This is a genomic window from Terriglobia bacterium (assembly GCA_020072815.1).
In the GTDB taxonomy this organism is placed as follows: Bacteria; Acidobacteriota; Terriglobia; order Terriglobales; family Acidobacteriaceae; genus Angelobacter.
This window is the reverse complement of sequence record JAIQGE010000007.1, coordinates 217,741-244,272: the sequence shown is the minus strand read 5'-3', so window position 1 is coordinate 244,272 and position 26,532 is coordinate 217,741. Positions and strand designations below refer to the sequence as shown.

General features: G+C 59.6%; 24 protein-coding genes. 7 read left to right on the top strand and 17 right to left on the bottom strand.

Going from position 1 to position 26,532, the window contains the following annotated elements; genetic code table 11:
- Positions 1-4: 4 nt before the first annotated feature.
- The gene (locus tag LAO20_11370) at positions 5-1,360 is read right to left on the bottom strand and encodes a tryptophanase (GenBank protein ID MBZ5532021.1); all 1,356 of its coding nucleotides are present in this window, start codon (positions 1,358-1,360) and stop codon (positions 5-7) included.
- Between the two features lie 63 nt (positions 1,361-1,423).
- Between LAO20_11370 and tmk the strand changes: the two genes are divergently transcribed.
- Positions 1,424-2,089, top strand: a complete 666-nt coding sequence (gene tmk / locus LAO20_11365; protein ID MBZ5532020.1) for a dTMP kinase — start codon at positions 1,424-1,426, stop codon at positions 2,087-2,089.
- Between the two features lie 30 nt (positions 2,090-2,119).
- Positions 2,120-2,980 carry a tetratricopeptide repeat protein gene (locus LAO20_11360; protein ID MBZ5532019.1) on the top strand — a complete coding sequence of 287 codons (861 nt, stop codon included), beginning with the start codon at positions 2,120-2,122 and terminating at the stop codon, positions 2,978-2,980.
- Between the two features lie 94 nt (positions 2,981-3,074).
- Here the strand turns inward: LAO20_11360 and LAO20_11355 are convergent, their stop codons facing one another.
- Positions 3,075-4,895 carry a hypothetical protein gene (locus tag LAO20_11355; protein ID MBZ5532018.1) on the bottom strand — a complete coding sequence of 607 codons (1,821 nt, stop codon included), beginning with the start codon at positions 4,893-4,895 and terminating at the stop codon, positions 3,075-3,077.
- A 246-nt stretch (positions 4,896-5,141) separates the two neighbouring features.
- A complete protein-coding gene (locus tag LAO20_11350) occupies positions 5,142-6,092 on the bottom strand; it encodes an alpha/beta fold hydrolase (GenBank protein ID MBZ5532017.1) in 951 nt (316 codons plus the stop codon).
- Between the two features lie 383 nt (positions 6,093-6,475).
- On the opposite strand from LAO20_11350, the gene LAO20_11345 reads away from it, so the two are divergent.
- Positions 6,476-6,676 (top strand): hypothetical protein, encoded by a 201-nt coding sequence (locus tag LAO20_11345; GenBank protein MBZ5532016.1) that lies wholly within the window; start codon positions 6,476-6,478, stop codon positions 6,674-6,676.
- A gap of 535 nt (positions 6,677-7,211) precedes the next feature.
- Here the strand turns inward: LAO20_11345 and LAO20_11340 are convergent.
- A complete protein-coding gene (locus LAO20_11340; protein ID MBZ5532015.1) occupies positions 7,212-7,538 on the bottom strand; it encodes an RNA-binding protein in 327 nt (108 codons plus the stop codon).
- A 241-nt stretch (positions 7,539-7,779) separates the two neighbouring features.
- Between LAO20_11340 and LAO20_11335 the strand changes: the two genes are divergently transcribed.
- On the top strand, positions 7,780-8,898 hold the full coding sequence (locus LAO20_11335; protein ID MBZ5532014.1) for a DNA polymerase III subunit delta': 1,119 nt from the start codon (positions 7,780-7,782) through the stop codon (positions 8,896-8,898).
- A 168-nt stretch (positions 8,899-9,066) separates the two neighbouring features.
- Here LAO20_11335 and LAO20_11330 read toward each other — a convergent pair whose 3' ends face one another.
- From LAO20_11330 to LAO20_11310, 5 genes are all read right to left on the bottom strand, one after another.
- Entirely contained in the window at positions 9,067-9,987 is a 921-nt protein-coding gene (locus LAO20_11330) for a lysophospholipid acyltransferase family protein (GenBank protein MBZ5532013.1), read from the bottom strand.
- A gap of 157 nt (positions 9,988-10,144) precedes the next feature.
- Positions 10,145-10,963, bottom strand: coding sequence for a hypothetical protein (locus LAO20_11325; protein MBZ5532012.1), 819 nt, complete (start codon positions 10,961-10,963; stop codon positions 10,145-10,147).
- 455 nt (positions 10,964-11,418) lie between these two features.
- Positions 11,419-12,075, bottom strand: a complete 657-nt coding sequence (locus tag LAO20_11320; protein ID MBZ5532011.1) for a response regulator transcription factor — start codon at positions 12,073-12,075, stop codon at positions 11,419-11,421.
- 511 nt (positions 12,076-12,586) lie between these two features.
- Positions 12,587-12,859 (bottom strand): hypothetical protein, encoded by a 273-nt coding sequence (locus tag LAO20_11315; protein ID MBZ5532010.1) that lies wholly within the window; start codon positions 12,857-12,859, stop codon positions 12,587-12,589.
- Positions 12,860-13,403: 544 nt separating this feature from the next.
- Complete coding sequence (locus tag LAO20_11310; protein MBZ5532009.1) at positions 13,404-13,919, bottom strand: hypothetical protein; 516 nt, start codon at positions 13,917-13,919, stop codon at positions 13,404-13,406.
- A gap of 138 nt (positions 13,920-14,057) precedes the next feature.
- Between LAO20_11310 and LAO20_11305 the strand changes: the two genes are divergently transcribed.
- Positions 14,058-14,207: a hypothetical protein gene (locus LAO20_11305; protein MBZ5532008.1), complete on the top strand. Its 150-nt coding sequence runs from the start codon at positions 14,058-14,060 to the stop codon at positions 14,205-14,207.
- Between the two features lie 31 nt (positions 14,208-14,238).
- Here LAO20_11305 and LAO20_11300 read toward each other — a convergent pair whose 3' ends face one another.
- Both LAO20_11300 and LAO20_11295 read right to left on the bottom strand, forming a co-directional pair.
- Positions 14,239-14,913, bottom strand: coding sequence for a class I SAM-dependent methyltransferase (locus LAO20_11300; protein MBZ5532007.1), 675 nt, complete (start codon positions 14,911-14,913; stop codon positions 14,239-14,241).
- 66 nt (positions 14,914-14,979) lie between these two features.
- Positions 14,980-15,552 carry a polymer-forming cytoskeletal protein gene (locus LAO20_11295; protein MBZ5532006.1) on the bottom strand — a complete coding sequence of 191 codons (573 nt, stop codon included), beginning with the start codon at positions 15,550-15,552 and terminating at the stop codon, positions 14,980-14,982.
- 754 nt (positions 15,553-16,306) lie between these two features.
- Between LAO20_11295 and LAO20_11290 the strand changes: the two genes are divergently transcribed.
- Positions 16,307-17,212, top strand: coding sequence for a hypothetical protein (locus tag LAO20_11290; protein ID MBZ5532005.1), 906 nt, complete (start codon positions 16,307-16,309; stop codon positions 17,210-17,212).
- Between the two features lie 642 nt (positions 17,213-17,854).
- Here LAO20_11290 and LAO20_11285 read toward each other — a convergent pair.
- The 5 genes from LAO20_11285 to LAO20_11265 form a co-directional block, all read right to left on the bottom strand.
- Positions 17,855-19,321, bottom strand: coding sequence for a NapC/NirT family cytochrome c (locus tag LAO20_11285; GenBank protein MBZ5532004.1), 1,467 nt, complete (start codon positions 19,319-19,321; stop codon positions 17,855-17,857).
- 134 nt (positions 19,322-19,455) lie between these two features.
- Positions 19,456-20,361: a cytochrome b/b6 domain-containing protein gene (locus LAO20_11280; protein ID MBZ5532003.1), complete on the bottom strand. Its 906-nt coding sequence runs from the start codon at positions 20,359-20,361 to the stop codon at positions 19,456-19,458.
- The gene (locus tag LAO20_11275; protein ID MBZ5532002.1) at positions 20,361-22,427 is read right to left on the bottom strand and encodes a hypothetical protein; all 2,067 of its coding nucleotides are present in this window, start codon (positions 22,425-22,427) and stop codon (positions 20,361-20,363) included. Before LAO20_11275 ends, LAO20_11280 begins: the two co-directional genes overlap by 1 nt.
- Positions 22,420-24,144: a cytochrome b/b6 domain-containing protein gene (locus LAO20_11270; GenBank protein MBZ5532001.1), complete on the bottom strand. Its 1,725-nt coding sequence runs from the start codon at positions 24,142-24,144 to the stop codon at positions 22,420-22,422. Before LAO20_11270 ends, LAO20_11275 begins: the two co-directional genes overlap by 8 nt.
- Positions 24,145-24,170: 26 nt before the next feature.
- Positions 24,171-24,443, bottom strand: a complete 273-nt coding sequence (locus tag LAO20_11265; GenBank protein ID MBZ5532000.1) for a cytochrome c — start codon at positions 24,441-24,443, stop codon at positions 24,171-24,173.
- 450 nt (positions 24,444-24,893) lie between these two features.
- On the opposite strand from LAO20_11265, the gene LAO20_11260 reads away from it, so the two are divergent.
- Positions 24,894-26,015: a TIGR04053 family radical SAM/SPASM domain-containing protein gene (locus LAO20_11260; GenBank protein MBZ5531999.1), complete on the top strand. Its 1,122-nt coding sequence runs from the start codon at positions 24,894-24,896 to the stop codon at positions 26,013-26,015.
- A gap of 123 nt (positions 26,016-26,138) precedes the next feature.
- On the opposite strand, the gene LAO20_11255 is transcribed toward LAO20_11260, so the two are convergent.
- Positions 26,139-26,522 carry a hypothetical protein gene (locus LAO20_11255; protein ID MBZ5531998.1) on the bottom strand — a complete coding sequence of 128 codons (384 nt, stop codon included), beginning with the start codon at positions 26,520-26,522 and terminating at the stop codon, positions 26,139-26,141.
- Positions 26,523-26,532 lie beyond the last annotated feature (10 nt).

Here is a 26,532-nt window from a genome sequence, read left to right as displayed (position 1 = left end):
GCAGCTAACCCATGGGCTCCAGCCTGGCGGTAAAGTGCCGCAGAAACGGCGCGCCGGAGAGCAGACGCAGGCCCCGGATCTGCTGCCGCCGCTGCCAGACTTCCAGAATCACTTCCACCACATAATCTATGTGGCTCTGGGTGTAAACCCGCCGCGGGATGGCCAGGCGCACCAAGTCCATGCGCGCCGCGTGATCAAACATGAGCGTGCCGATCTCCACCGAGCGTATGCCGCCTTCCAGATATAGCTCGTTGGCCAACGCAACGCCGGGAAACTGGGCTTGCGGAATGTGCGGCAGAAACGCGCGAGCGTCAATATACACCGCATGGCCGCCCGGCGGCTGAACAATGGGGACTCCTTGCTCGGAAACGTGCCGGCCAAGATACGCCGTGGAAGCGATGCGATAGCGCAAATAATCTTCGCTCAGTGCCTCCTGAATACCGATGCCCACCGCCTCCAGGTCGCGGCCGGCCAGACCGCCGTAGGTGGGATAACCTTCGGTTAGGATGAGGAGGTTCTTTTCTTGCTGCGCTAACATGTCGTCATTGGTGCACAGAAAGCCGCCGATGTTGGCCATGCCGTCTTTCTTGGCGGACATGGTGCAGCCGTCGCCCAGCTTGAACATTTCTTGCGCGATCTGCTTGGGCGACTTGCCGGCGTAGCCAGGTTCGCGCAGCTTGATGAAGTATGCATTCTCGGCGAAGCGGCACGCGTCAAAATACAGTGGGATGCCGTGCTTGTGGCAAAGTTCGCTCACCGCGCGCGCGTTGGCCATGGAGACCGGCTGCCCGCCGCCGGAATTGTTGGTCACTGTGAGCATCACCAGCGGTATGCGGTCGCGCCCCACGCGCCCGATGGTCTGCTCCAGGGCCGCCACGTCCATGTTGCCTTTGAAAGGCTGCTGGTCCGCCGGGTTCTTCGATTCCGCGCATGGCAGGTCCAGCGCTTCAGCGCCAACGAACTCCACGTTGGCCCGCGTAGTGTCAAAGTGCGTGTTGTTGGGGACCACGTCGCCCTTCTTGCACATCACGCTGAAGAGGATGCGCTCGGCGGCGCGTCCCTGATGGGTGGGGATCACGTGCTTGTAGCCGAAGATGTCCTGCACCGAATCGCGAAAGCGGGTGAAGCTGGGGCTGCCGGCGTAGCTTTCGTCGCCGCGCATGATGCCCGCCCACTGCTCGGTGGACATGGCGCCGGTGCCGGAATCGGTCAGCAGGTCAATCAGCACGTCTTCGGCGGCCAGCAGAAAAAGGTTGTGTCCGGCGGCCCGCAGCAGCCGCTCGCGCTGCTGGCGGGTGGTCCAGCGGATGGGTTCCACGCTTTTGATCCGGAAAGGCTCAATGATGGTGGTAATGGGCATGTAAATCTCATTTTGCAGGAAAGCGCACCCGCGTGTCTCTTACTTTGTGGTTAAATTTGTAGAGTGGCAAAAGCAAGAGGCAAATTCATCACATTTGAAGGGCTGGACGGCGTAGGCAAATCCACGCAGTTGGAAAATCTTGCCCGCTGGCTGCGCGAACAGGGCGTGGACGTGCTCACCACGCGCGAACCCGGCGGAACGCCGCTGGGAGAAAAGCTGCGCCAGGTGCTGCTGAGTTCGCGGACGCAAGGTCTCTCGCCTCTGGCTGAGCTGGCCCTCATGTTCGCCGACCGCGCCCAGCATATTGACGAATTCATTGTTCCCGCGCTCACTCGCGGACAGTGGGTGCTTTGCGACCGCTTCACGGATTCCAGTGAAGCCTACCAGGGCGGTGGACGCGAATTGGGCAGCGAAGCCGTCCTGCAGTTGCATCGTACGCTTTGCCACAACCTCAAGCCGGACCTGACCATCTTGATGGTCTCTGACATGGCGCGCAGCCTGAACCGCGCCCGGCGCAGGAACCAGCAGAATTCCACGCGGGATGAAGCTCAACACGACGAAAACCGCTTTGAAAAAGAAGACCGGGCTTTTTACAAGCGCGTGCAAGAAACTTACCTGGCCATCGCCGCGCGCGAGCCCGGCCGCGTGGTGCAGGTGGACGCCACCGAGCCTGTGGCCAAAGTCCACAAGAAGATGGTGGACATCGTGCAGGAACGATTTGATCTTTGACGCTCAGTTCGAAAAGAGCAGGAGGGAACGATGAAGTTGTGCGTCGTCCTGATGGCCGCTTTGCTGCCCGCACTGGCTGCCCCGCGCGTGCTCGCGCAGGACCCGGCCCCCGCAGAACCCCAGCAGAATGCCCAGCCCAGGCGCAATCCGGCTGAGGACGCTGATTACGCCAACGCGCGCAAGCTAGCTGACCCGGCCCGCCGTGCGGACGCCCTGGAGAACTTTGTCAAGCGTTATCCCAACAGCGGGATGAAAGCGGAGGCCTGGGAAGGGGCCATGGCTGCGTACCAGCAAGCCGGCAACGCCGCCAAAGCCGTTGAATTGGCCCAACGCATCCTTGAACTCGAGCCGCAAAACGTGCGCGCCCTATACGTGTATGTGGCGCAAGCGCGCGCCATGGGTGACCAGGGGCCGGACGACGCCCGCGAACTGGCGATGCAGGGGACCCTGGCCCTCAACGCCTGGATGAAGCCGGAGGACATGCCCGACGCGGAATACACCAGGCTGCGCGGGCAAATGGCCGCCACTTTCACCAGCGCCGTGGCGTATTACGCCATGGTGGGAAGAGACCTGGGCACGGCCCGCATGTACTATCAGCAAGCTCTCCTGGTGAATCCCATGAGCCTGGAAGATACATACTTACTCGGCCTGGTTCAAGTTGAAATGCAGCCGCCCGATCCCGCGGGCTTCTGGTACATCGCCCGGGCCATCCATCTGGCGAAGGCGGCCAAGAACGGAAGCGAGACCTTCATCGCCAACTACGGGCGTTTGAAATATGCGGAATTTCACGGTGACCTGGGAGGCTGGGCGGAAATCGTGACTCGCGCCGCCAATGAGACCACCATCCCTGACGACTTCACCGTGGGCCAGTCCTCGCCTCCAGACAACTAGCCAGCATCGGCTCTCCTAAAAAAATGGAGGCCCGGCTCGCGGGCCTCCAAAGGCAGGATGAACGGGCAGCTTAGTGCTGCCTCGATAAAGACGGCTACCTTCCGACGACGAACAGGTGGCCGTCATTCTGCGAGTAGATTCTTCCGTTGTTGTCCATGGATGCGGGAGTGTACGCCGCGCCAATGGCAAGTTGCTGGAAGATACTTTGATTCAGGGTCCCTCCCTGGCCGATGGCGTAGAGATTTCCATCCTCGCTGTTGGCATAGACCACGCCGTTGGCGTCCACCACCGCGGCGTTCACGCACCACTCAAAACCGTTAGGATGGTCGGAAACGCAAGTCAGGCTTCCATCCGGGTTGCGAGTGCAGCTCTGGGTGTTGGTGTTCTGGAAACTCCACTGAATGTTCAGGTTGGGATCAAACTGGGAAACAAAGTACTGTTCGGGCCCCAGGAATGACGCGTTGGGGTTCGAGCGGTCCGGGCACCAGTTGGGATCGCTGCAATAATCTCCGAATCCCACCCCGCCGTAGTGATTGTTCTTGAAAACCACCGAGTAGGTCCCGCCGTGGGGATAGATGGCCGGCGTGTTGTCCCACCCGAAGTTGAAAGCATTCAGAAAATCACCGTTCGCGCTGAAATGGAACATGTGTCCCTGGGCGAAGTTGTAGAGCGTGTACGCCCCATAGAAGATGCTGCCGTCGGGCGCGATGGTGGGAGTCGATGAAGAGTCATCCAGCACGCGTCCGGGGGGCGGTTCGTTGGTTGCGGGATCAACGCCGAAGGTGGCTCCGGCCGCGCATCCGCCGTTGGCCCCGGCGCCGCCCGGATTGCCGATGGGGAAGCTCACGCCGCAGCCATCATTGAGCCGGTTGCGGAATGAGGCCGCCCACTTCCCGGTCATGTTGGGATTCACCGCCACCAGGTAGTTGTAGCGGGTCACCAGGTGCGCCTTGCTGATGGTGTAAATGGTGCCGTTGGGCGCGATGGCCGGAGCAATGTTCATGGCCGCGCGCTGGCTGCCGCAGGGCGTGGTCTGCGGGTTGGAATTGCCTTGAGGTGGCCACGGCAACTGCGTGGGGCTAAAGGACACGTTACAGCGGTCATTGGCGCGGGGGACCGCATCGCCTTTGATCTGTGCTTGCGCCAGCAGGGTGCTGTAGCTGACCTTTGTCACTACGTCAGTCGGGGTCACCTTCACCAGCCAGGAGTTGACCACATCGTCGGTCAGAAAGCCTGTCGGGTTATTTTGCGTGACCTGGATGACGTTGTAATAAATGTTCCCGCTGGAGTCCGCGCTCAGCGGCGATGCCGTAAAGGTGTTGGCATCAATGGTGGTGCCGAATGGATTGATGCGCTTCACCACCGCGCCCGTGGATTTGTTGATCTTGAAGATGGTGCCGCCCTTCCCCGGATCATAGAGAAATCCGTTGGCCAGCGCCGCGTGGTACACCGGCTCCCAGAAAAGGCTGGAGGAGCCCGGAGCAAACCAGTCGGTATTGAACGTCCATTGTTTCACTAGAGCGCCCGCGTGCCAGCTGTATTTGTTCTGGTGCCACTGCTGTGTGCTGTAAGTGCTGTTGCTGTAGGTTCCGTCCTTGGACTCGATGAACACGTCATTGCCGTCCACCAGCGGGACCTGATAATGCACCAGCAGGGTGCCCTGAGCATTGGGGTCAGCTTTCTCAGCGTCCGTGTTGAAATCGTAAATCAGGTTGACAATGTTGGTGTTGAGGGGCTGTCCGATTACGCCTCCATCAAACAGCGTGTGCTGGGGATTCAAGCCCCACTGCGGCCAATCCGGCGGCTGCCCACCGGGTATCAGAGTTTGCGCTCCGGCGGCGGCCTGAAAAACTATCGCCATCGCCAGCACAAGACAAAAAGTGAAAAACTTGCTTCGGGGGAAAGTTTGATCCATTACGACACCTCATTCTTTTAGAGTTGGAATCTCCCTGCTTCTGGTAAAGCAAGGCGTACTCGGCCAGGTGTAGATGGACTACTGGAAGCAGCAGGGGCGCCTAGCGCCCCGAGTCTTGCAACTTGCACTTAAGGAATTTCAGATTAGCTCTGCGGAGGGACTTGCTGGCGCGATAGGAGATTGTGTTCTGAATTCCGGAATTGCGAACACACCCCTGCCGAGGCAACCGGAAATCGTCGGGCGTCATCAGGGCGCGGCGTGCTGTGAACCCGCCGCTTGCCGCGGATGGTCGGTAAACCAGCTCAGCAAGCGTTCTTCAAACTCCTGATGGGCGGCCGCCCATGCCCCGGTGTGCCCGGCGTGGGGCACCAGCCAGAGCTGCACGTGGTCAGGCGCGGCCTGGGCGATGAGTTGCGAGTGATGCGGGCTGATGGTCTGGTCCTTCTCGCCATGGATCAGCAGCACGGGAACCAGCGAGTGCCTCACCGCGTCCAGCGGGCTGGGGCCCAGCAGGTTCACGCCGTAACGCGCTTTGGCATAGATCACGGCGGATTCAATCGCCGGGCGGCCTATCGTCTTTCCGAACCAGGGCTTCATGTGGAACGGCCCGGAGACCCGCTCATAGCTCATCTCGCGCGCGGTGGAGAACGCGCTTTCCACGGCGACAGCGCAATATCTGGGCTCCGCCGCCAGCGACTGCAGCATCAGCGCAGCGCCATAGGATTCGCCAAAGCCGTAAACGCATTGCGGCGGATCATGCTGGTAGATCCACGAGACCCAGCGATGAAGGTCATCGGCTTCCTCGATGCCGTAGGTGGCCATGGCGCCGCCGCTCTCGCCGTGGCCGCGCGCGTCGGGCAGCAGGACGGCGAACCCGTGGTCCAGAAAAAGTTTGCCGTAGCCGGCTACGCCTTCGCGATTGTCGGTGACGCCGTGCAATAGAATCACGGCGTTGCCGTTGAACCTTTTGGGATGGATGTACCAGGCCTTCAAAGTAATTGCGTCCGCGGCCTGGATGCTCACGTCCTGCAGCTCAGCCTGATACCTGTCCCGCGCCAGATCCAAGGCCTCTTGCCGGTGAGCCAAAGGCCTTCGTTGCAGATGCAGGCTGCCTTCAGCGACAAAAACTCCTCCCATAGCAGCCAACAGCAGATATGCGCCCAGCAGGACAAGCGGGATTTTGTGCGTACGTTTCATTCCGATGACTCCGTCCAAATCGGTGCGGTGTCCTTACCTACCTGACGCTCGGGGAGGGCCGCGCATTACACCCTTGGTGCATTAACACCTGGGCCCCAGGGCAATGGCATCATGCGGCGCGCAAGCGGAGCAAGCGGGCGCGGAGCCCGGCTTTTTTGACCATCTTTCGCGGTTGCCAGTCGGTAATTTTTACCGTGACGTGTTATTCTTAAAGAACAGAGAACTTCTGTTCTCAACACCAATTTTTTCAGAACCGAATACTCGCTACTGCGTCCCGACCGCAAGGCTAGAGGGTGGCGCCCAAAGCGAACGGCGCTGCAATCGTAACCAGGAGCAGGCGGCTCCATGAAGGCCGCTGGTCCCACTCACTGAGAGGAGTATTCATGGCTGGAGCCTCACGTACCACTCATGCTAAGCGGCAAAAGGAACGGTCCCGGCAGGAAAAGCGGATCGAAAAAGCCCAGAAGAAGGCACAACGCAAACTGGAGCAGGAAGCCCTTCCTCCGGCGGAACGCACCGGGGAACTCACGGTGAAGTTTGACCCGGACGGCCAGCCAGAAGGCTTTGACTTCAACGACTTTTAATAAGTGATGGGCTGCTTCAGCCCGCAAAACAAAATGCGGCCTCAGGGCCGCATTTCTCTTTGTTCAGACCTCTTGCAGCAATTTCTCTACTCAAGCGTGGGAACGCCGCCATCGCCGGCGGGCAGCGGCGCGCCATCGTGCGATTGTGCGGGTGCGTCATGCAGGGCCTGGAGGCAACGATTGATGCTCTGCGCGGTGGAGGCGCCGTCGCGATGCATCTTCCTCGCCGAAGCAGATATCGTTCGGCACAGCAAATAACGATTGGGTATTCGGGACGACACGGCGAAGATTAGACCGGAGCGCATGATACACCTCGTGTGCGGTTGGGACTTGGTCCGCGAAGGCGACAGTGCTCATCTGGCGTTGGCTTCGAAGAAGGTCTCTTGTTTCTATCTTTAGCCTGCGTGTGGGAACGCAAACAACGTTACTGATATTCTCTCGTCCACCGCGGCCAGAGCAACCGAACCGCAATGTTTTGTTTCCCCGCAGTGTCATCACTACAGTGCTGCGTCGTCGTGAGACGGCGCAGGCAGGTTCACCAGCGAGGTTCGCGAGGCTGGCGCGCGTGCCCTTGGTAGTCGTCACGGCTGCCGCCACGTCCGCCGCCACGCGGGCTGTCGGTCTTGGGCCGGGCTTCGTTCACGTTCAGCGTGCGCCCGCCCACTTCCTTGCCGTTCAGGGCCGCAATGGCCTTTTCCGCTTCTCCCTTGTCATTCATCTCCACAAAACCAAAGCCGCGCGAGCGGCCGGTCTGCCGGTCCGTGACCACGGAAGCGCTTTCAATGTTCCCGTAGGGCTCAAAAAGCGACCGCAGGTCTGACTCAGTGGTGCTGAAAGAGAAGTTGCCAACGAAAATTTTCATGTTCCATTTCCTTTGCAGTGTGGAAGTCTTTTGAAGAGGCTGTTCTCAGCAGAAATAGGCAGGCGGCAGAAGCGGCGACGAGTCTATCCGAGTCGAGGACAATCATTCCAACAACACTCCAATGGTAACACGCCAGGATACGGGTGCGGCATGAGAGATTTGCCATGGCGCGGCGGATGGCGCCAAGCTCCACGGTCCCGGGCAGTGTCGCATGCGGCGTTCTGTGGATACAATCATCGCCATGGGTTTTAGCGACTTTCACGGCAATGAGAACGTGGTCCGCCAGTTGCGCGAAATGCTGGCGCGCGAACGCTTCCCCCATTCCGTGATTCTCGCCGGGCCGCAGGGCTCTGGCAAATACACATTGGCCCTGATGCTGGCCCAGGCCATGAATTGCACCGGATCATCGGGTGATCGGCCGGAAAGTAGTTTTGAAACCGATGGCCTCCCCGATTTCTGCGGAGTCTGCGAAAACTGCCGTCGCATCGGCCAGGCCGCCGACCTTGACGCCCGCTTCGCCGAGGCCGTGGAAGCCCGCGAAGCCATGCGCGACACCGACAAACGCGAGACCCGCATCCTCATTCAAACCCATCCGGAAGTGCTGGTCATCCCGCCGGACCCGCCGCAAATGATGATCAAGGTGGACCAGGTGCGGCAGGTCATCAACACCATTCACTATAAGCCGGCGGAAGCCCGCCGCCGCGTCTTCATTTTCAGCGACGCCGCGTTCATGAAAGAAGCCGCCAACGCGTTGCTCAAAGTTCTGGAAGAACCGCCGGACTACGCCACCATTTTCCTGCTGGCTCGCAATCCGGGCGAACTGCTGCCGACCATTCGCTCGCGTTGCGTGATTTTCACGTTGAGCGCGCTGCCGGTGGAGGAAGTCGAGCAATACCTGGCGAAGCATCGTCCGGAGTGGAACCTGCGCCAGCGGCAGTTGGCCGCGCGGTTGAGCGGTGGGGCCTTGGGTCGCGCCCGTTCGCTGGATATGGAAGAGTACATGGCCGCGCGCAAAGACGCTCTGGCCGTGGTGACCGCAGCGGTGCGCGCCGCTGACCACTCGGATCTTTTCCGCACCACGGAAAGCTATCGCGCCGGCGGTGAAGGCAAAGACAAAACCGACCGCTTGCTGGCGGCGACCTTTGGTCTGCTCAAGGACATGCTGTCACTGACGTCCGGCGCGCCGGAGTTGGTCCGCAACATGGATATTCAGGCCGAGTTGAAGTCGCTGGCTGCGGCCGTAGATTTTTCCTGGATCGCGCAGGCGACCCATCAACTGGACCAGGTCCACAGCGGCATGCGGCGCAATGTGCTGCGTTCCCTCTCGTTGGATGCGTTTGCCGTTTCCATGGAGCGTTAGATTCTTTGGCGCTTCGCTGACGCTACGCGCTTGCCTTCGGCAAGAGCGGAAGACATACTTCATTTCCTCTGCTACCCAGGGCTTACGCGCCTGGGCTAGGCTCTTTCGCCCTTCGGGCTGGGATTCGCCAGACTTCTGCAATTGAAGGATTTGCTAATCGCGCAGAATTCAATACAACCCTGGCTGTCCTTCCGGCCTGGTCTTCCATCGCCGATGCACCCACAACCATTGATCGGGATAGCGCGTGGCGTAGGTTTCAATCACTTTGTTGAACAACGCGGTGTTGGTCACCGCGTCGGCTTCGTCGTCGCCGGTGCGGACCAGTTTTACCGCCGGCTCCATGCATATTTTGTAGCGGCCACTTGGCTTGTCCCAAATGCAGAAACCCGGCACCACGGCTGCCCCGGTATGCAAGGCAACGCGCGCGATGCCCGTGGCGGTGCAGGCGGGAATGCCAAAGAAGTCCACAAAAGCGCCTTGGGGCGGGGTCATGTTGGTGTCCATCAGGATGCCCACCACTTCCCCGCGTTTGAGCAGCTTCAGCAAGGCGCGGGCAAAATCCTGCTTGGAGATGACGGTGTTGCCGTGCATGGTGCGGTACCGCTCCACCCGGGCATCCAGATAAGGATTGTCCAGCGGCCGGGCGACGATGTTCATGGGATGGCCGTAGAGCGAATGCGCGAACGAGCTGACTTCCCATCCGCTGAAGTGCGCGGTAAGAAAAATTACGCCTTTGCCCAGGGCCTGGGCTTCAGCAAAATTGTGGAAGCCTTCATAGACCGCGATGCGCGGCAAATTCTCCGCGGTGTAACGCGGAAACAGGCAGAACTCCGCGAGTTGGCGGCCCAGTCCGGCAAACACTCCGCGCAGAATTTTCTTTTTTTCCTTCCGGCTTTTTCCGGGAAATGCCAGGTCCAGGTTTCGCCGCCCGACCCGCCGCAGCCGGGCATGCACGGCGTACACCAGCATGGCGATGCTGATGCCGATGCCGTGCGCCAGCGGCCGCGGCAGCCAGCGCATGACCGCCGCCAGCAACCACACCGGAGCGTACTCAAGCCGGTGCCGCATCGCACTGCGTTCTCTTGCCATAGAGTTCGGGAACTTTGGACGGTACCATCGCAGCAACAATATTTCAATTTTCAACCACGTCTGGCGCTTTCGCGCGGAAAAACAAAAACGGGAGCTTCACTGCTCCCGTCTTTTGAAATTTGATCCGGCCAGAACCTGGTCAGCGACGCGCTCCGGCTCACGGCGCAAACGCAATACTCGCCGGCGCCTGGTTCTTGCTCATGAGGCCCGGGCTCGGGGTTGGCGAAGGCGCCGGATCACTCGCGGGAGTCGTCGCCGCCGGCGGAGGATTGACCGGGACGTTGCTCTTGGGCGCCGGCGCAGAAGTGGTCTGTACGCCCGCGGCCTTGCGGACTGCCGCCACAAATGGCTCGCCGTTGGCCGGCGTGGCCACCGCTCCAGTCAGGATGGTCTTGAAGGGGACCATGCGGCCGTAGAGCTCGCGGGTGGCATCTTCATCCTGGGTAATCGAAGAACCGTTGATGGTGATCCCGGCGAACAGCCCGCGGGCGCGCGAGTACGTAAGGACTTCAGCGCGCATCTTCCAGTCGGTGGAGCCTTCAGCGTGGCGGCCCACCGGCCCTGCGGCGGCGGAAGCGTCAGCGCCGACTTTGAATTTGCTGGAAAGCAGGGCCTGCATGCCGCGGTCATTCATCACCATCATGACCAGGTCCACGCCTTGCACGCCAATCTGGAGGCCAAAGCTGCCTCCGGTCATGGCAAAGGGAGCGGGCGCGCTCCATCCGTCAGCGGTGCGGCAGGTGGCCATACCCCGGCCATGCGCTCCGCCAAACACAAAACCGCCCTTGATCAGCGAGGGCACCACCGCCACGCACTTCGCCGAACCCAGAATTTCTTCCGGAATTCCCTTGTCTGGCGTGGACATGATTTCGCTCAGCACGGTGGCAGCGGACTCCACCCTTCCGGCGGCTGTTTCAGCCAGCGCAAAACTACTGATTACCACGGCGAACAGAACCAGAGAAACAAGTCGCTTCATAGTCTCCTCAACTGACAATTGATTTTAGAGCACTGAAGTCGGATAAGTATGGAGATGCGGGAAAAAATTAAAGGGTTGGATACGGCGACCCTCGTGACCGTGTCCAACCCCCGTCTCCCAGGTTCTGTGGTAGGTGAGCAAAGTATCCTCTGCCCCCGAAGTTGGGGCAAGTAACCAGCGTTCCGCATGGACAGGCCAATACGGACATGTACTTTGAAGCACTGTCACAACAGCAGGTACCGTTTCCTGCCCCAGGCTGGACCAGGAGGCCCATAGTCCGCCCTGTACCCCTCTTTTGCGTTCTGGACGCTCCAGCGGGCTTCTGGAGCGCGGCATGGTGCCGCAGTAAGCGTCGGCTAGGCGACCGGAATTGCCAGCCGGCGCAAAGAGAAAAGCCCGGCATTTCGCCGGGCCTGTCCTTGGATAATTTTTTCGCGAATCTACGTTGTAGCGATTTACTTGGCTGAGGTCACCAGCGAATGGGTGATGGCATGTACGGAGAGCGCAATGCGGTTCTGCACTCCCACTTTGCGCATCAGCTTGGCCACGTGGGCCTTCACCGTGCGTTCCTCAATGCCCAGCACGGAGCCGATTTCCTTGTTGGAACGCCCTGCCACCAGCAGCTCCAGAACTTCTTTTTCGCGGTCCGTAAACGTCACGCGGCCGGCGGGGAAAATTCGGCCCGGTGAAGACGTGACGCGCTCAATGAAAATGGAAAGCACGCGCCGGGGGGCCCAAACAGAGCCTTGATTCACGATGCGCATGGCCTGGATGAACTCGGCGGGCGACGCGGCTTCGTCCACGTAGCCTTTGGCGCCGGCGGCCAGGGCCTTGAGAATGGTTTCATCATCGGCGCCGCTGCCGGTCACAATGATGCGCAAGTCCGGACGCGCCGCTTTCAGTCCGGCCATCACGTCAAAAAGGTTCTGTCCCGCCCTGGTCCCCAGCAGCACCAGGTCAACATCGCGCCGCGGGCCCAGCTCCGCCAGGGTGCACGCAATCAATTCCAGGTCTTGCTCGGTGTCAAAGAGCGACTTCAGCCCTATGAACCGCAATGGATCGCTCTCCACCACGGCGATGCGGATCGTTTTCTTGGACGCGGCTGCTTTCATCAACACTCCTCCGTGTAACCTGGGACCCTGAAGCGAAATTGTATTAAACATTTCCGATTTTCATCCAGAAGTCCCATGAACCTTGGCCCCTGCCCATCCCTTAGCAGGGTACATGTACGCTAGCCGGAGTGCAAGATTCTGCGCTCGATTCAGGGGTTACCTCGCTGGCTACCCAGCACAGATGACGATGATCAGTTTGGTTCGTGCGGCAGTTAAGAGTCCCTGGGTGATCTCTAGGGTTGATTTGCCGTGTCGCTTAAGCTGTTCGATGAATTCTCGCCGCAGTTGACCTGCGGGATATTTGTTTTACGGTAAAACCCAATCATTAAAGTTCCAGCGCTTCTTTACGGCGTTTCGGGGGAAACAGTTTGAGAGAAGCCAGGAACCAAATTGGATGTGCAAGATGCCCCGCTTCGGTTAAACGGCCGCGCGGGGCATCTTTCTTTTGCGGGATTGGCGTCATCGAACAGGAGATGCGATTTCTGGAGCAGCCGTAGCCGGTGAATCGCTCCTAGAATTTTCCGTGCGCAATTTGCCGGCCTGCCTGTTCAGCCTGTTCGCCCATGCGCTCCAGGAAATCGGCGGCCATGTCCACGAACTCCGAGCCTTTATCCAGGTATTCAGGCATGCGCCGCCAAAGCTCTTCCAGCTTTTCCGGATGCTGAGAAGCCAGGGTCGCCAGCCCGATGCCCGCCGCAGCCAGGCCCGCGGGTTTGCGTCCGCTGAGAAACAGGACCGCACCTGCGGCAAAGGAACCGTACATCAGCGCCTTCTTCCAATCCATGGCTTATGCCTCCAAAGGGTTCTCGTTTCTTGCGGTTGATAGTTTCTTGCGCCGCGCTCGCCAGGGCAAACACGACTTTCTTTCGTAGACGATTATAAAGCGCAGGTTCCACCACGCGCCAGAATGCGCCACCCGTCAGAATGGCTAGCGATCTGGGCCGAAGACGAAAATTGCTTTCTGTGAGTTTCGGGGCTAGAATTCGCCGCCAGAAAAAGAATGTGGGCGCCGGTATAGGGGCGACGCCCACGTGGGGGTACTGCGTATTATGTTGTTATTACGATAGACGTAAAATCTCCAGAAAAGTTGCAACCCATCCGCGAAATTAACATAAATAAACACATCTAAACATTCGCGTGCGCTTGGTGCATCGCTTTTTACAAGAATCTTAAACAACACACGATGCGACTGCGCGCGCAGTAGCCCACAAGCGAAAACCTTCATCGCTGGCCGCTCCGTTCTTTCCTCTTCTTGAACCGCGTACATCGCGAAAAAATTTGGCCCCTCGTTCGAGAGGCCAATGGAGAGAAAGGAGACCAGCAAACGCTTATAACATTCGGATCACCAGTTCGCGTAGCTGCACGCGGGCCTGGTGCAGCCCAAATCTTGATTCCTTTTCGCTGACGCCCAGCAGGCGCGCGATCTTCTGGTGCTCGTATCCTTCCGCGTCATGCAGCAGGAAAATCAGGCGTTCGGTGGCCGGCAGTTGCGTTACGGAGCGCTCCAGATGAACGCGTTTCATGTTGGCGCACAAGGCGCCGTTCCCGGGAGTGGCCGCGCAGTTCAGCGTGAGCGTGCCAATCGGCATCAACTCACGGACTTCCGCCAAGAATGCCTGGTCAATCTGTTCGGTTCCAGGCCGCAACGTCCCGGCGCAGGCGCGCAGAAAAGTATTGGCTGTCAGTTGCTCGGCAACCAGCTCGTTGTCCGTCATCCAGAAAGCCAGCGAATAGATCCGGTGGCAGTATTTCTTGTAGGTGTCACTGTAAGCAGCGGCGTGTCTCTCCGCTGGCGGCGCTACGACTCTGGTATTGTCCAACGTTCCCTGGAAACTGCTTGCCATTGATTTGACCTACCTCGTTTTCTGTCCCCTGGGGGTCTTTTTCCTTGCGATCCTTTCAGTGGCACGCACCAATACACGAGTGCAATCAGTCTTCCCAAAGAACGCCAATGCCTATGATTTTTTGCAGAGGAAAACTAAGTGATTGATTTTGCAAGGACAAAACTGAAAATGCCCGGTTTCACGCACTTAATCCCCCGGGAGGAGCGTCGCCGCAGCAGCGCGGAATCCGCCATGTTGGGCATGGACGTACCACTTCTCGGCATGCTGGAGGCAAGTGCAGGAAAATGAAACTGAGTAAAATCTACCGCGTTTTAAGGCCCTAGCGGACGACAACAACTTCGCGCAGGTTATCGCGACCCAGGTAGAAGGTCTTGGAAGCAAAATCCTTGAACAGGTTTTCAATGTGGCGGTTGTTGAAGACCCGCTGCAGGCGCGAGTTGCTGCGCGACTGCAGTTGCAGCGTGTCCGCCTGGGCGATGTCATAGCGGTAGTAGGGCGACTCCGGCCCGGTATCGCGCGTGTGAAAGAAAGCCAGCAGAACGCCCCCAGGCTTCAACATGCGGTGGATTCGGCCTACGAGCGGCTTGACCAGGCTCTCCGGCAGGTAGTCGGGAGCGTCCCAGCATAAGATGGCGTCAAAGTGGTTATCGGGATAGCAGACGTTCTCCGCGAAAAACTTGTCCAAATCCAGCTGCTCGCTGCCGTCGTCAGCGCGGACCAGATATTCCGGCTGGCGCACTTCGCGCATGAGATCTTCGTTATAGACCCGCATTTCACGGTCGGTAAGAAAGGCAATGTTGGCGGGAGAAGTAGGCCCCAAATCCAGGACGCAGAGCTTCTGCTTGGCATCCGGGCTCAGAGTACGCAGAAATTCGCCCAGGCCGATAGACCGGCGGCTAGTCCACGAACCATTCCTGGCAGGAGCGGCAGGTCTGGTGGCCGATGGCTCTGGAGTTCGGAACCAGCGCATTAAGCTAAGATTGGGGGAGCTCATGCACCCCCAATCTTACCCTATTTTTGTCCTGAAAACTAACCCTAAAGGAACGCTTCGAAGTGTCCTTTAGGACGAGCTGGCGCTGTACGCGGGGGCAGCACCTACGCTCACACCAGAGGAACTGGAAACCACGGGTTTGCGGGAATCCGAGCGGTTTTCCTTGTTTTCCTTGATGTCAATTGCACCCTTAAAGTAGGCGCCATCTTCAATCACAATGCGCTGGGTGCTGACGTCGCCCACCAGCGAGCAGGACTTTTTGAGCTCCACGCGCTCGGTTGCCGAGATGTTGCCTTCCACCCGCCCGTGCAGGACGATGTCCCGGGCCGTGATGGTGGCCTTGATCTTGCCGTTAGGCCCGATCACCAGCTTGTGGTCGCGGAGATCGATGTTGCCTTCGATTTCCCCATCCAGATAGAGGTCTTCATTGCCGGTCAGTTCGCCGCGGATGACCACGGATTTTCCGATGTGACCCACGTCCGCACGGTCTGAATAAGAGGCGGCGGCTTTCTGGGTGTCTTTAGGGGTGTTCATGTTGGACGTTGTCGCGGTGGCGGCGACAGGAGACGCTGCGGCCGAATGCAAGGGCTGCTGCGGATTCGTGTTGAGGGGGTTGTTCTCTTCGGGTCTAGCTTTCCACATAGGACTTCCCATCCTTGGTTCGTTATTTGATGTCGCTTGCGCTCCAAACCGCTCCAGCACCCGTCTCCTACCCTGAGCTTGTTTCAGCTCCTGTAGCAGCGCCGTCCAGCACGCAAGCCGGCCGTACGGCTGAATCACTTCTCAATGCTGTTGTCGCTTGCGCTCCAAGCCGCTCCAGTACCCGTCTCCCAAGCTGAGCTTGTTTAAGCTCCTGCAGCAGCGCCGTCCGGTACGCAAGCTGGCCGTACGGCATTCAGATTTTTTCCCAACATCTTTTTTCCCAACATCATGGCTCGATTCGACCCGAACAAACGGGAGAATCCAGCGCAACCACTCCCCGTCAACCATGGACAATTCAGTATTTCCCGCTAGTTTAGCGTTCTTGATCGCTGGACTGTTAGTTACTCAAGGGTTGCTCCGCAGGGTGGCTCCTTGCCCCGGTTGTGCCTGGCTGGAGCCTTGCTTCTATGTCACATGAGTAAACGGGTTACCGTACAGTAATCCTCCGGGGCGACTTCGTCAATTGCTCTCTTCCTGTATTTCGGCCGATGCCTACCCCTGGTAACTCCCCGGAACCAAGCCACATATGTACATTTGAGTAATAGCTCTGCCGATAGCCTTGGTGAGCCGTTGCGGGCCGCCGTCCGGTACTCGGCTTCCGTGACTCTGGACTGCCTCCAGCTCCGGAAGTGGCTTAAAATGCAACTGGCGGCCCCGGAGCGGCGTCTAATGCAGTAGCGAAAAGCAAGCATTTATGGCCAGCAGAAATCTAATTCGGGTAGCGGTGTGGCTATGCGTGGCTGCCGCCCTGGCCGGGACGGCCTGGCCACAGACGCCGCAGTCCGCCGCGAACCACGCCCAGTCGCAGTCGGCGCCTTCGCCCGGACTTCCCCAGGATCCGGACCAGTACGTTCGCCAGGTGATCCAGCATGATCTTGACGTCCGCGCCGCCGACCATAGTCTCTGGCGCTACCGTTTTCATCGCGAATCCGACCGCATCGTATACGACCGCGACGTCATTGAGACCAAGGATGGCCAGCTCGCCCGCACTTTGCTCATCAACGGGCAGCCGCTTACCCCTGCGCAGATCGCCGACGACGAAGCCCGCCTGCAGCGCCTGATGAATGACCCCGAAGACCGCGCCAAACATAACAAGCGCCTGAAAGACGATGACGACAAGGCCAAGCGGATGATGAAAGCCATCCCCGACGCCTTCGATTTCAAATATGACGGCGCCGAGGACGGCCTGGTGCGGCTCCGCTTCACTCCCAACCCGCGCTATGACCCGCCCACCCGCGACCTGCAGGTCTTCCACTCCATGACCGGCACGCTGTGGATTGACCGCGCCGGCGCCCGCCTGGCGCGCATTGACGGCACGCTGACGGAAGACGTGACCTTTGGCTGGGGCTTGCTGGGCCGTCTGAAAAAAGGCGGAACGTTCAAAGTTGTCCAGAAGCAAGTGGCGCCGGGGCATTGGGAAATTGTGTCGCTGGACGTGAACATGACCGGCTACGCCGTGATCTTCAAGAACATCAGCGTGAAGCAGCACCAACTCCAGAGCGATTTCCGCCGCGTCCCTGACGATGTGACCCTGCCGGTGGCTTACGAGATGCTGAAGAAAGATCCTCTACCGTCGATGACCGCGGCAACAACCCGATGACCTCTGCGTAGCAACGTAGCCGCTACGTCTCCTTCCCCGCACCCACGACAATCTCAACGTAGAGACGTAGCGACCGCTACGTCTCACTCTCTGCATCACGAAAACCACAATTGAAAAACCATGTGTCATCCCGAATCCCCTGCGGCGAACCGCAGGCGAGCCATAGCGGGTGAGGGATCTGCTCCGCCGACCACCGTCTCCAAGGATGAATTGACGGAGGGAGTAACCATTCTGCTATTGTCGGATCGGTAATCCCACCCCCCACCCCTCCCCTAAGGCCTACGTTGCAAACAAACAACTTATCGCATTCGACCCAACGGTCACCCAACTGTTTATTGAGTAGTAAAATTCACCCCTAACCCGCAGCCCAGCAAATAGTTAGCTCTATTCTGGAAAACACCCGTTCCCGTGCTGAATGCTGAGCGCTAACTGCTGACTGCTTCTTAATTCAGTTGTCAAAGACCCGGACTCTCGGTTCGCGATTTGCAAATCAGATCATCATACCGTATTTTATTCGCTAACGCCAGCGCGAAAAAGGACAGTGTCAGCACGGGAGGGCTGGAATCTGTCGGGTGGTCCACGCTTTCGCCGCTTTTGGCGAAGCGTGGGAACGAGAGCGCCTTCCTCCCCTGAAGATAGGCACTACTTCTTCTTCTTCCCTTCCTTCTTCTCGTCTTTCTTCTCCGCCGGCGCTTCCTTCTCCAAACCTAAATCCACCAGGATCTTCGGCGTCTTCTCGCCGGAGACCAGCAGGTTGTGGCACGCGCTGCAATCCTGCGTAATCGTCTTACCGTCGGTGGTCGAGTGCGACTCATCATGGCAGCGGAAGCAGCCTGTGGAGTCGGTATGGCCCAGGTTGTTGGCGTACGTGCCCCAGGAAACTTTCATGTCGGGGAAGACGTTGCCCAGATAGATGGCGGCCACCGCGGCGCCGGAACGTTTCACTTCGTCGCCACGCTGGGCGTAGATCTGCGGATAGTTGGTCTTGTAGTAGTCCTCAAAAGCCTTGGAGATTTGCGCTGACGCCTCATCGCGGCCGGCGTAGGCCTGCTTCAGCAGCGCGACGCCCTGCTTCTTGGCGAACGGCAGCGCCGCGGAAACTCGTTTATCGGTCAGCGCGTTGTCCATGGCGCGTTCCGGCAATTCGTAGATGTGGGTAGGCCGGTTGTGGCAGTCAATGCAGTCCATCACCCGGATCTTGGTGGAGTCCAGCTTGGCGCCTGCGGCCGCGTACACGCTGGTGGTCCCGCCGGCGGTGTATTCCACCCAGGGAATGGTCTCGCGCTTGTCGTCCGTAGCGTAATAGCGGACAGTCACGCCTTCGCCCAGATGCCGTCCGTGGATCCCGATGCGATTCGCCCCTCCACCCAGATGCAGCATGAGCACGGTGTGGGTGAGCGTGTTCTGTTCGTCGTCAGCGTAGGTGGGGAGGTCGCGCAGGCGGTCTTCGTCAAACTTCTGCGGCCAGTGGCAGGTCTCACACGTTTCGCGCGCGGGACGCAAGTTGCGGACAGGCGCTGGTATCGGCCGCGGGTAGGTGTTGAACACCACGGCAAAGACCTGGCCGGCGCCGGAGAGTTTGCTGCGCACAAACCACGACGCGCCCGGCCCAATGTGGCAGCTCACGCACTCCACCCGCGAGTGGGGCGAACGCTGGTGCGCCGTAAACTCCGGCTGCATCACGGTGTGGCAGGTCTGGCCGCAAAAGGTAACGCTGTCCATGTAATTGACGGCGCTGTAAGCGAACTGGCTGGCCAGAATCACATTCAACACGGTGGTGACGGCAATGAAGCCCACCAGCTTCCGCAGTTCCGGGTTCTTGGCGTCCAGCGGCGGAAACTCCGGCGGCATCAGGCCCTTGGCCAGACGGCTTCTGCGGTTCCACCAGATGCCGATAGGGATCAGCAGCAAACCGAAGATGAACACGGCGGGCAGCAACAGAAACACGGCGATCCCGAAGTACGGGTGCATGGTCCCCCCGCGCATGGTGATGGGCAGAAAACCTATCCACAGCACCGTGGAGGCGGTAACCAGAATTACGCCGATAAGACTTACATAATTGTTCGAAAGATAAACGACCGATTTAACCCAGTCGCGCAGTTTGTTCATAAGGCCGAGTCTCCTGTTTTTGCGGCTGCGGCAAAACGTTCATTATGAAACGAACCAGTCTAGACCGCTGTGACCAAAATCACAAAAACGCTGGAAGTCGGCGCTGCAATGAAAGCACTCTTAGTTTGCAAAGCTTAGCGGTAGGCGAAAATCATGGCGTAAATGATCCAGACCACGATGCCGAAGCCCGTCCACAGCGCGATCCAGGCAAACACGCGAATCACTTTCACCACGATGGGCGGGTGCGGCTCCGCCAAGTGCCGCTGCAGTTGGCCGCTGGCCACCAGTTGTTCGTATTCGCGCGGCTTGTCGCGCTTCAACTCCGCCAGCGGCATGTGGCCGGTAAAGACCGTGGTGTCCATGGGAAATTTTTCCGGCCGCAGGTGCGTGTTGAAGAAGTGGATGGTGAAAATAAATCCCGTGGCCAGCAGCGCTTCGTCGCTGTGGATGATGGTGGCCACGTTGATGACCCAGCCCGGCAGGAAGCGTGTGAAGAAGATGGGGAACCACAACGTCAAGCCCGTGGCCCCGATGACAAAGATGCCCCAGAACACCGCGAAGTAGTCGAATTTCTCCCAGTAGGTCCAGCGGCCGTAGCGCGGACGCTTCCCGGCGCCGACAAACCATTTCATGGTGGCGATGAACTCGCGGAAATCCTGGCGGTTAAACAGCATGGTGTCCGGCCCAAACAATAGCTTCCGCCACGAGCCATATTCCTCCCGCTTCAGGCGGATGAGGTCAGAGATGTGCACGACGAACGCAGTGAACATCACGAAAGCGGCCACGCGGTGAATGACCCCGGCGGTCTGAAAGCCTCCCAGCAGATGCGAGAGTTTGGAGGCCCAACCGGTGTAAGAGAACTTCAAAGACATTCCGGTCAGCGCCAGAGTGATAAAGCTGACCACCATAGAGGCATGTAGCGCGCGATGCAGCGGCCGGAAGCGGACAAACTCCAGCTTCTGCGGCCTGGGCGACGTAACCGGCACATGTTCCTGCACCGGCGGGAGCTGGAGTTCGGGTTCTTTCGTGGGTACAGGCATCAGTGGTCCTCGCCGGAAGCAGAATCGCCGGAGGGCTTGGTTGCATCGCCGTTGGACCCGTTTTTCAATTCCAGGGCAGCCTGTTCAGCCACCAGTTCGCGGCGCATCTGGAAGGCGCGTGGCAACCACATCAATGTATGAAGGCCGCTGATGGCGAACGTGCCGACCAGCAACGCCGTCATGCCCCAGAACGTCCAGAACAGGAACGGATACTTCTTAGGATCGTGGTGCGTGGCGTGAGTCAGATAGCCGGCAAATCGCCGCGTGGCGCCGGTGTGGCACTTCTGGCAAGTCGCCAGAACGTTGGCCCGGCTCAGGTGCGACTGCGGATCACTTACCCGGCGGATATCGTGCGATCCGTGGCAGTCAAAGCATTTGGCCGTGTTGGTGTAGCCCAGGCGCGAGACTTTGCCGTGGTAGGTATCAAAATACGTGGCGGCAATGGCTTCATGGCAGCGCCCGCACCGGTTCATGATCTCCAGCCTGAACTGGTCCTGGTCGGCGCGCTGGATGGTGTGCGCGGTATGGCAGTCGCTGCAGACCGGAAGCTGCTTACCGGTGTGCGTCACCGATGCTGAATGGACGCTGTCCACAAACTGTTCCTGAATCCCGTGATGGCACACGCCGCAGGTGGTGGGCACGTTCTTGGGATTCACGGTGGATTCCGGATCCGACGCCGGCAGTTCGCGATGCGCCGTGTGGCAACTGGTGCAGGTGGCGGTGACGGTGAGGCCACTCTTGAGCAGGCCTTTGCCGTGAATGCTCTCCGTGTAGTGTCCGATGATCTCGTGCTGCTGGCCTTTGTAGGCCACGGCCGCCTTCTGCCCTTCGCGATGGCAGCTCGCGCAAAGCTTCGGGACGTTGGTGGGAAACGTGGCGGATTCGGTGTCGCGCTTGCCGAGAACATGGTGCGTTCCGTGGCAGACGACGCAGGTGGGCGCGTTGCGGTCCGCCTTGGCGAACTTCTGTCCGTGCACGCTGCGCTGATACTGCTGGCCGACCTCGGCGTGGCAGGCGGTGCAATCCACTTTCTTCTTTATGGTCTCGCACGGCCGCTCGCGCGATGCGTTCACGTCTGAGTGGCATTGGCTGCAGGCCACCTTGGCGTGGCGCGAACTGGCGTGCTCGCTCTCTTTGACGAACAGCAAACGGCCGTCGCCGGCCTTGAGGCGTTCGTCGCTGTGGCAGCGCAGGCAATCGGCATCCGCCGCGCCTTGCGCGTAAAACACCCGGCGGATCTTGTGCGGCGCGTGGCAATCGATGCAAGCCGGTAGTACGTTGGCTTGCTTCTCCCATAACTCGCCGCGAATCGTTTTGCGGTGCACCGCTTCAATCTGCCCGTGGCACTTGGTGCAGGTGGCGGCGATGTTCTTGCGCGAAATGGACGACTCCGGGTCCGTGTGCGGCAAAATGCTGTGCGCCGTGTGGCACGACGCGCAGTTGGGCGCCACGGTAAGGCCGCGCTTCAACAGCCCTTGCCCGTGGATGCTCTCAGAATAGTTTTCCAGAATGTCGTGCTCGGGAATGTTGCGCGTCTTTGAGACCGGCGTGCCTTCCTGGTGGCACTTGCCGCAGGTAAACGGGATCTTCAGCGGGGCCACCGGCGAGCGCGGGTCTTTTACCGGAACAATATCGTGGTTGCCATGGCAGCTCATGCAACGTGGCGCCAGCGGATCGCCGCGGGCCAGCGCCTTGCCGTGCAGAGATTTGTCATGTTTGGCCTTCTCATCCGCGTGGCAGGCGCCGCAATTCACTTTTGCCGGCGGGGGATGAGGAATGTCCTTGCCTTCCAGATCAGCGTGGCAGCCGGTGCAGGACAACGCGGCATGGACCGACGCGGCAAAGCGCTTGCCATCCACGTAAATGGACACAGTCTGCTTGCCGTGCTGGGTGGTCATGGTCTTGTCGCTGTGGCACGCCAGGCAGGTGTCGTCGTCGCCGGCGGCGCGCGCCGTCGCCACCAGCAAGAATGCCAGGCTGGCGATGAACAACGCCGCGTACACCAAGGTTCCCGGCCGCAAGCGCGGATTGACCGGTTGCTCCTCGGCGATGTTCGGCCTAATCACCCGCAGGCTCCTTGCGCGGAGACTTGCCGGTCAGCCAAGCAGAGTCCATGGGATAGACGTCGGGATCAAAGATGACAAAATAGAAATGCCACACCACAATGGCCAGCGACGCCAGCACCGCTTCGTAAAAATGGATGGACGTGGCGGCATCCAGGACCACTTTGGGCAGCCAGCGAAGCATGAGGTCATTGGCCCAAAGCATGACGCCGGTGACCACCATGATCGCCGAGCCCCATACCAGCGCCCAGTACTCCGCTTTCTCCACGTAACTATGCGGCGCGCGCGCGGGGACGCGGCTGCTTAGACCAACGTTGTAGGTAAAGTTCGCCGCGGCTTCGCGCAGGTCGCTGGCTTTGGGCCAGAGCGAACGCCAGTGATCGCGCAGGGGCTTGCTGAAGATCAGAGACAACAAGTGCGCCAGCGCCGCGGACATGAACACCACCGACGCAGAGCGATGAACAATGCCGCGGGCCGAATGCGAGTTCTCCCAAAGCAGCGCGGGACGCGCCCACCACTGGTCGGGAAACTTCAGGGCAAAACCGGTCCAAGCCAATACGATGAAAGAAATCGCCAGCGTGGCGTGTTCAATGCGCTCGAAGGGCAAGGTGCGCAGCGGCGCGTCTTGCGGGATAACAGCGCCGGCTTCCGCCGCGTTGCCGTTAAAGCGCAGACGCCGGAGTTTGCGCAGCCAGTCGCCGAAGTTGTGTAGGAACATGAACCCGATGGTCAGCGGAATCACCAGCAGGTAAAACCAACGCACCCAGCGCAAGGCCGCGCGCTCTTCATGTCCGTTCACCGTATGGATGGTCCCCAGCGCAAAGCGATTTCCTGCACCCTCATGGCATTTGCCGCAGGTCTTGGCCAGGTTGGCGGGATAAATCGTGGACTTGGGGTCCGACGACGCGCGGATGTTGTGCACGCCGTGGCAACTGGCGCAATTGGCCACAATCTGCGCGCCGGACTTGGACGCCAGGCCGTGGTAAGAAGCGTCAAAACTGATGATGCGGTCGCTGGGCAGGCCAAAGCGCCGGGACAGCGCTACGCTGTTGTGGCATCCCCCGCAAGTGTCGCGAACGTGGTTGGCGTTGACCGACGATGCCGCATCCTTGGGCGGCAGGATCGAGTGCTCGCCGTGGCAGTCCGTGCACACCGGCGCTTGCACAATGCCTTTGTGCACGGCACGGCCGTGGACGCTGTCGCCATATTCTTCAGCGATATCGGCGTGGCACGCCCCGCAGAGTTGGGGAACGCTGTTGCGAAACTGCGGCGTCTTGGTGCTTTCCAGTTCGTGCGCCTTGCCGTGGCAGACCGAGCAGTCCGGCGCGGCCGCGTTGCCGGCCTTGATCGCCTGGGCATGCGCGCTACGCGCGTAGTCCTTGGCCATATTCGAGTGGCAAGTAGCGCACGCCGGTTTGGGCACGCCTTCCGGATGCGGATACTCCTCATGTTTCAGGTGGCAGCTCTGGCACGCGACGGAGCCGTGCACCTGCTTTTTGATTTTGTCGGCGACATCACTATGGCAGGAAATACAGAGGTCGCTGTTGGGAGCGGGACTGGGAGCGGGATCGGCGCTGGGGAAGAGTCCGGCGGGAGCGGGGGCACTGAGGGCTATCAGGGTTGCGACTCCCCGCCCCGCCGCTGGCGCCACGCCGGCGCCATGACTTTGGGCCGCGCAGGCTGCCAAGACGAACAACAACCAAGCTCTAATCCCGTTCATTTTTCTCCGGTCTGCTTTCTTCGGGACTACTTGCCTTTGGTCAAGCCACGGGCAAACTTGACCAGGTCTTTGATCTGATCGTCGGTCAGCTTACCGTCGTATTTCGGCATTTTGTTCTTGCCGTTCTTGGTGATCTCGGTCCAAGTGGCGTCACTATTCTTGGCGACGTCTGGATCGCTAAAGTCCTTGGCCCCCATCTTCTGTCCGATGGCAGTAGCCTTGCCGTCGGCTCCGTGGCAGGAAGCACATTTGGTCTTGTACAGGTCGCCGGCCTGCGCGAAGGCGGTAGTAGTCAGCATCGCAGCCACGGCGCATGCGGCGCCGAAAGCCAGAATTTTCCGGAAGATTGCGTTCATCGTTTATCAGCCTCGTTCTTTCACAGATTGGATCTTCGTTGCAGTTCTTGACGCGGCCCGACCGGACCCCAACCGAAACGGTCTTGTTCGCAGTTGAGGGCGATGAAATCCCGGAAGAAGCGCCTTTCAGTCCGGTCCAAGCCGCGGGAGGCAGCCTTTCGGCTTCCTCCAAGTCTTCCTAACTTGCAACCAACCATCATGGGTGAAACTGCAAATGCTAGCTGTGACGCGGGTCACGGGCCGGCACGAAAACCAGTTAGGCTGCTGATTTCGCCCGCAGGACGTGTCTTAGGTCGAGGACGCGCAACAGCTGTGATGATGGTCACATGCGCCGTGTGGCCCAGGCCTTAAGATTGTTTGCTGTGACACTAGCTTTTTGAGGACGAGCGGACCATGAATGCTAATTTTGATCTGAATAAATGCCCTCTTATCGTGATCTGGGAAGCCACCCAGGCCTGTGATCTCTCTTGTTGCCATTGCCGGGCATGCGCGCAGCCGAAACGGCATCCCCTGGAATTGACCACGACGGAAGCCGAGAAGCTGATTCGCGACGTTGCCGACCTGCGGCCGCCCATCTTTATCTTTACCGGCGGCGATCCGCTGAAGCGCGCGGACATCTTCGATCTGGTCCGTTATGCCGCAGACCTCAACCTGCATCCCGCCATGACGCCCAGCGCCACTCCGTTGTTGACCAAGCATGCCATCGCTGAGTTGAAGAAGGCCGGGCTGGTCCGGCTGGCGGTGAGCCTGGACGGCTCCGTCCCCGAACTGCATGACACGTTCCGTGGCGTCGCCGGCTCTTACGCCCGCACCCTGCAAGCCATCCAGTGGGCCAATGAAGTGGGTCTGCCCATACAGATCAACACCAGCTTGCACAACCGCAACCTGCACGACCTGGACAACATGGCGGAGCTGGTGAAGAATTTCAAATTGGTTTTGTGGAGCCTGTTCTTCCTGGTGCCCACCGGCCGCGGCCAGACCAACGATCTTCCGACGGCGGAAGAATTTGAAGCTACCTTCGCCAAGCTTTACAAGTTTTCCCAGGAGATGCCCTTCCGCGTGAAAACCACGGAAGCGCAACACTACCGCCGCTTCGTTCTGCAGCAGCGCAGCGCCAAGAAGTCCAGCGCCGTCCAGGAGCTGACCGCCGACGCGGTACAAGGCATTCCCGGACTGCTGCCTATCAACGACGGCAAAGGGTTTGTTTTTGTCTCGCACGTCGGCGAGGTTTATCCCAGCGGGTTCCTGCCCATCAGCGCCGGCAGCGTGCGCACGCAAAGTCTCACGGAGATCTACCAGAAGTCAGAGCTGCTGGTGTCTCTGCGCAACACCGCCAACTTGCACGGCAAATGCCACGAGTGCGAATTCAAGGAAATCTGCGGCGGGTCGCGCGCGCGGGCCTACGCCGTGACGGGAGACCTCTTCGCGGAAGATCCCTGCTGCAGCTACATCCCGCAGGCCGTCGCCCGGGCAAGAGCGCACAAGCTGGCGATGATGCCGATTCAAGCAACGTAGTTTCAGACAACCCAAGTTTGGAGTAAGCCTGCTTGGTTAAAGCAATAAGGGCAGAAGGAATGAGCCACTTCTGCCCTGCTCGTTTTTCTAAGGGAGTGCGTCCGGGGCCGCGCTCAACAGGCGTCAATCAATTTTCTTGAGCTTGAGCGTCTTCATGCACGCCGAGATGGCTTGCCCGGCGTCTTCGTATTGGGTGCGGGCCAGTTGATCAATGAGGCGGGCGGTGCGCGGCGTCAGCTTGTAGGTCATGCGCATGAGCAGATCGGGATCGGGCGGCGCCACCGGCGGCCGCTTCTTCATGCGCACCAGGATTTCCGAGGCCACCTGCAAGGCCCGGCCCTGAGAACCGTATTCCTTGGCCACGCGGCGAATCTCCAGGATCACCGGAAACGGCAGGGTGTAGCTCTTGGGAATGGTGGGCGCAATGTCGCTTGGGCCCCGGCGACGAGGCTCCAGCTTGCGACTCTTGCCGCTTCCTTTGCCGCCTTTGGAGATACGTGGCGTCATCGCTTTCTGA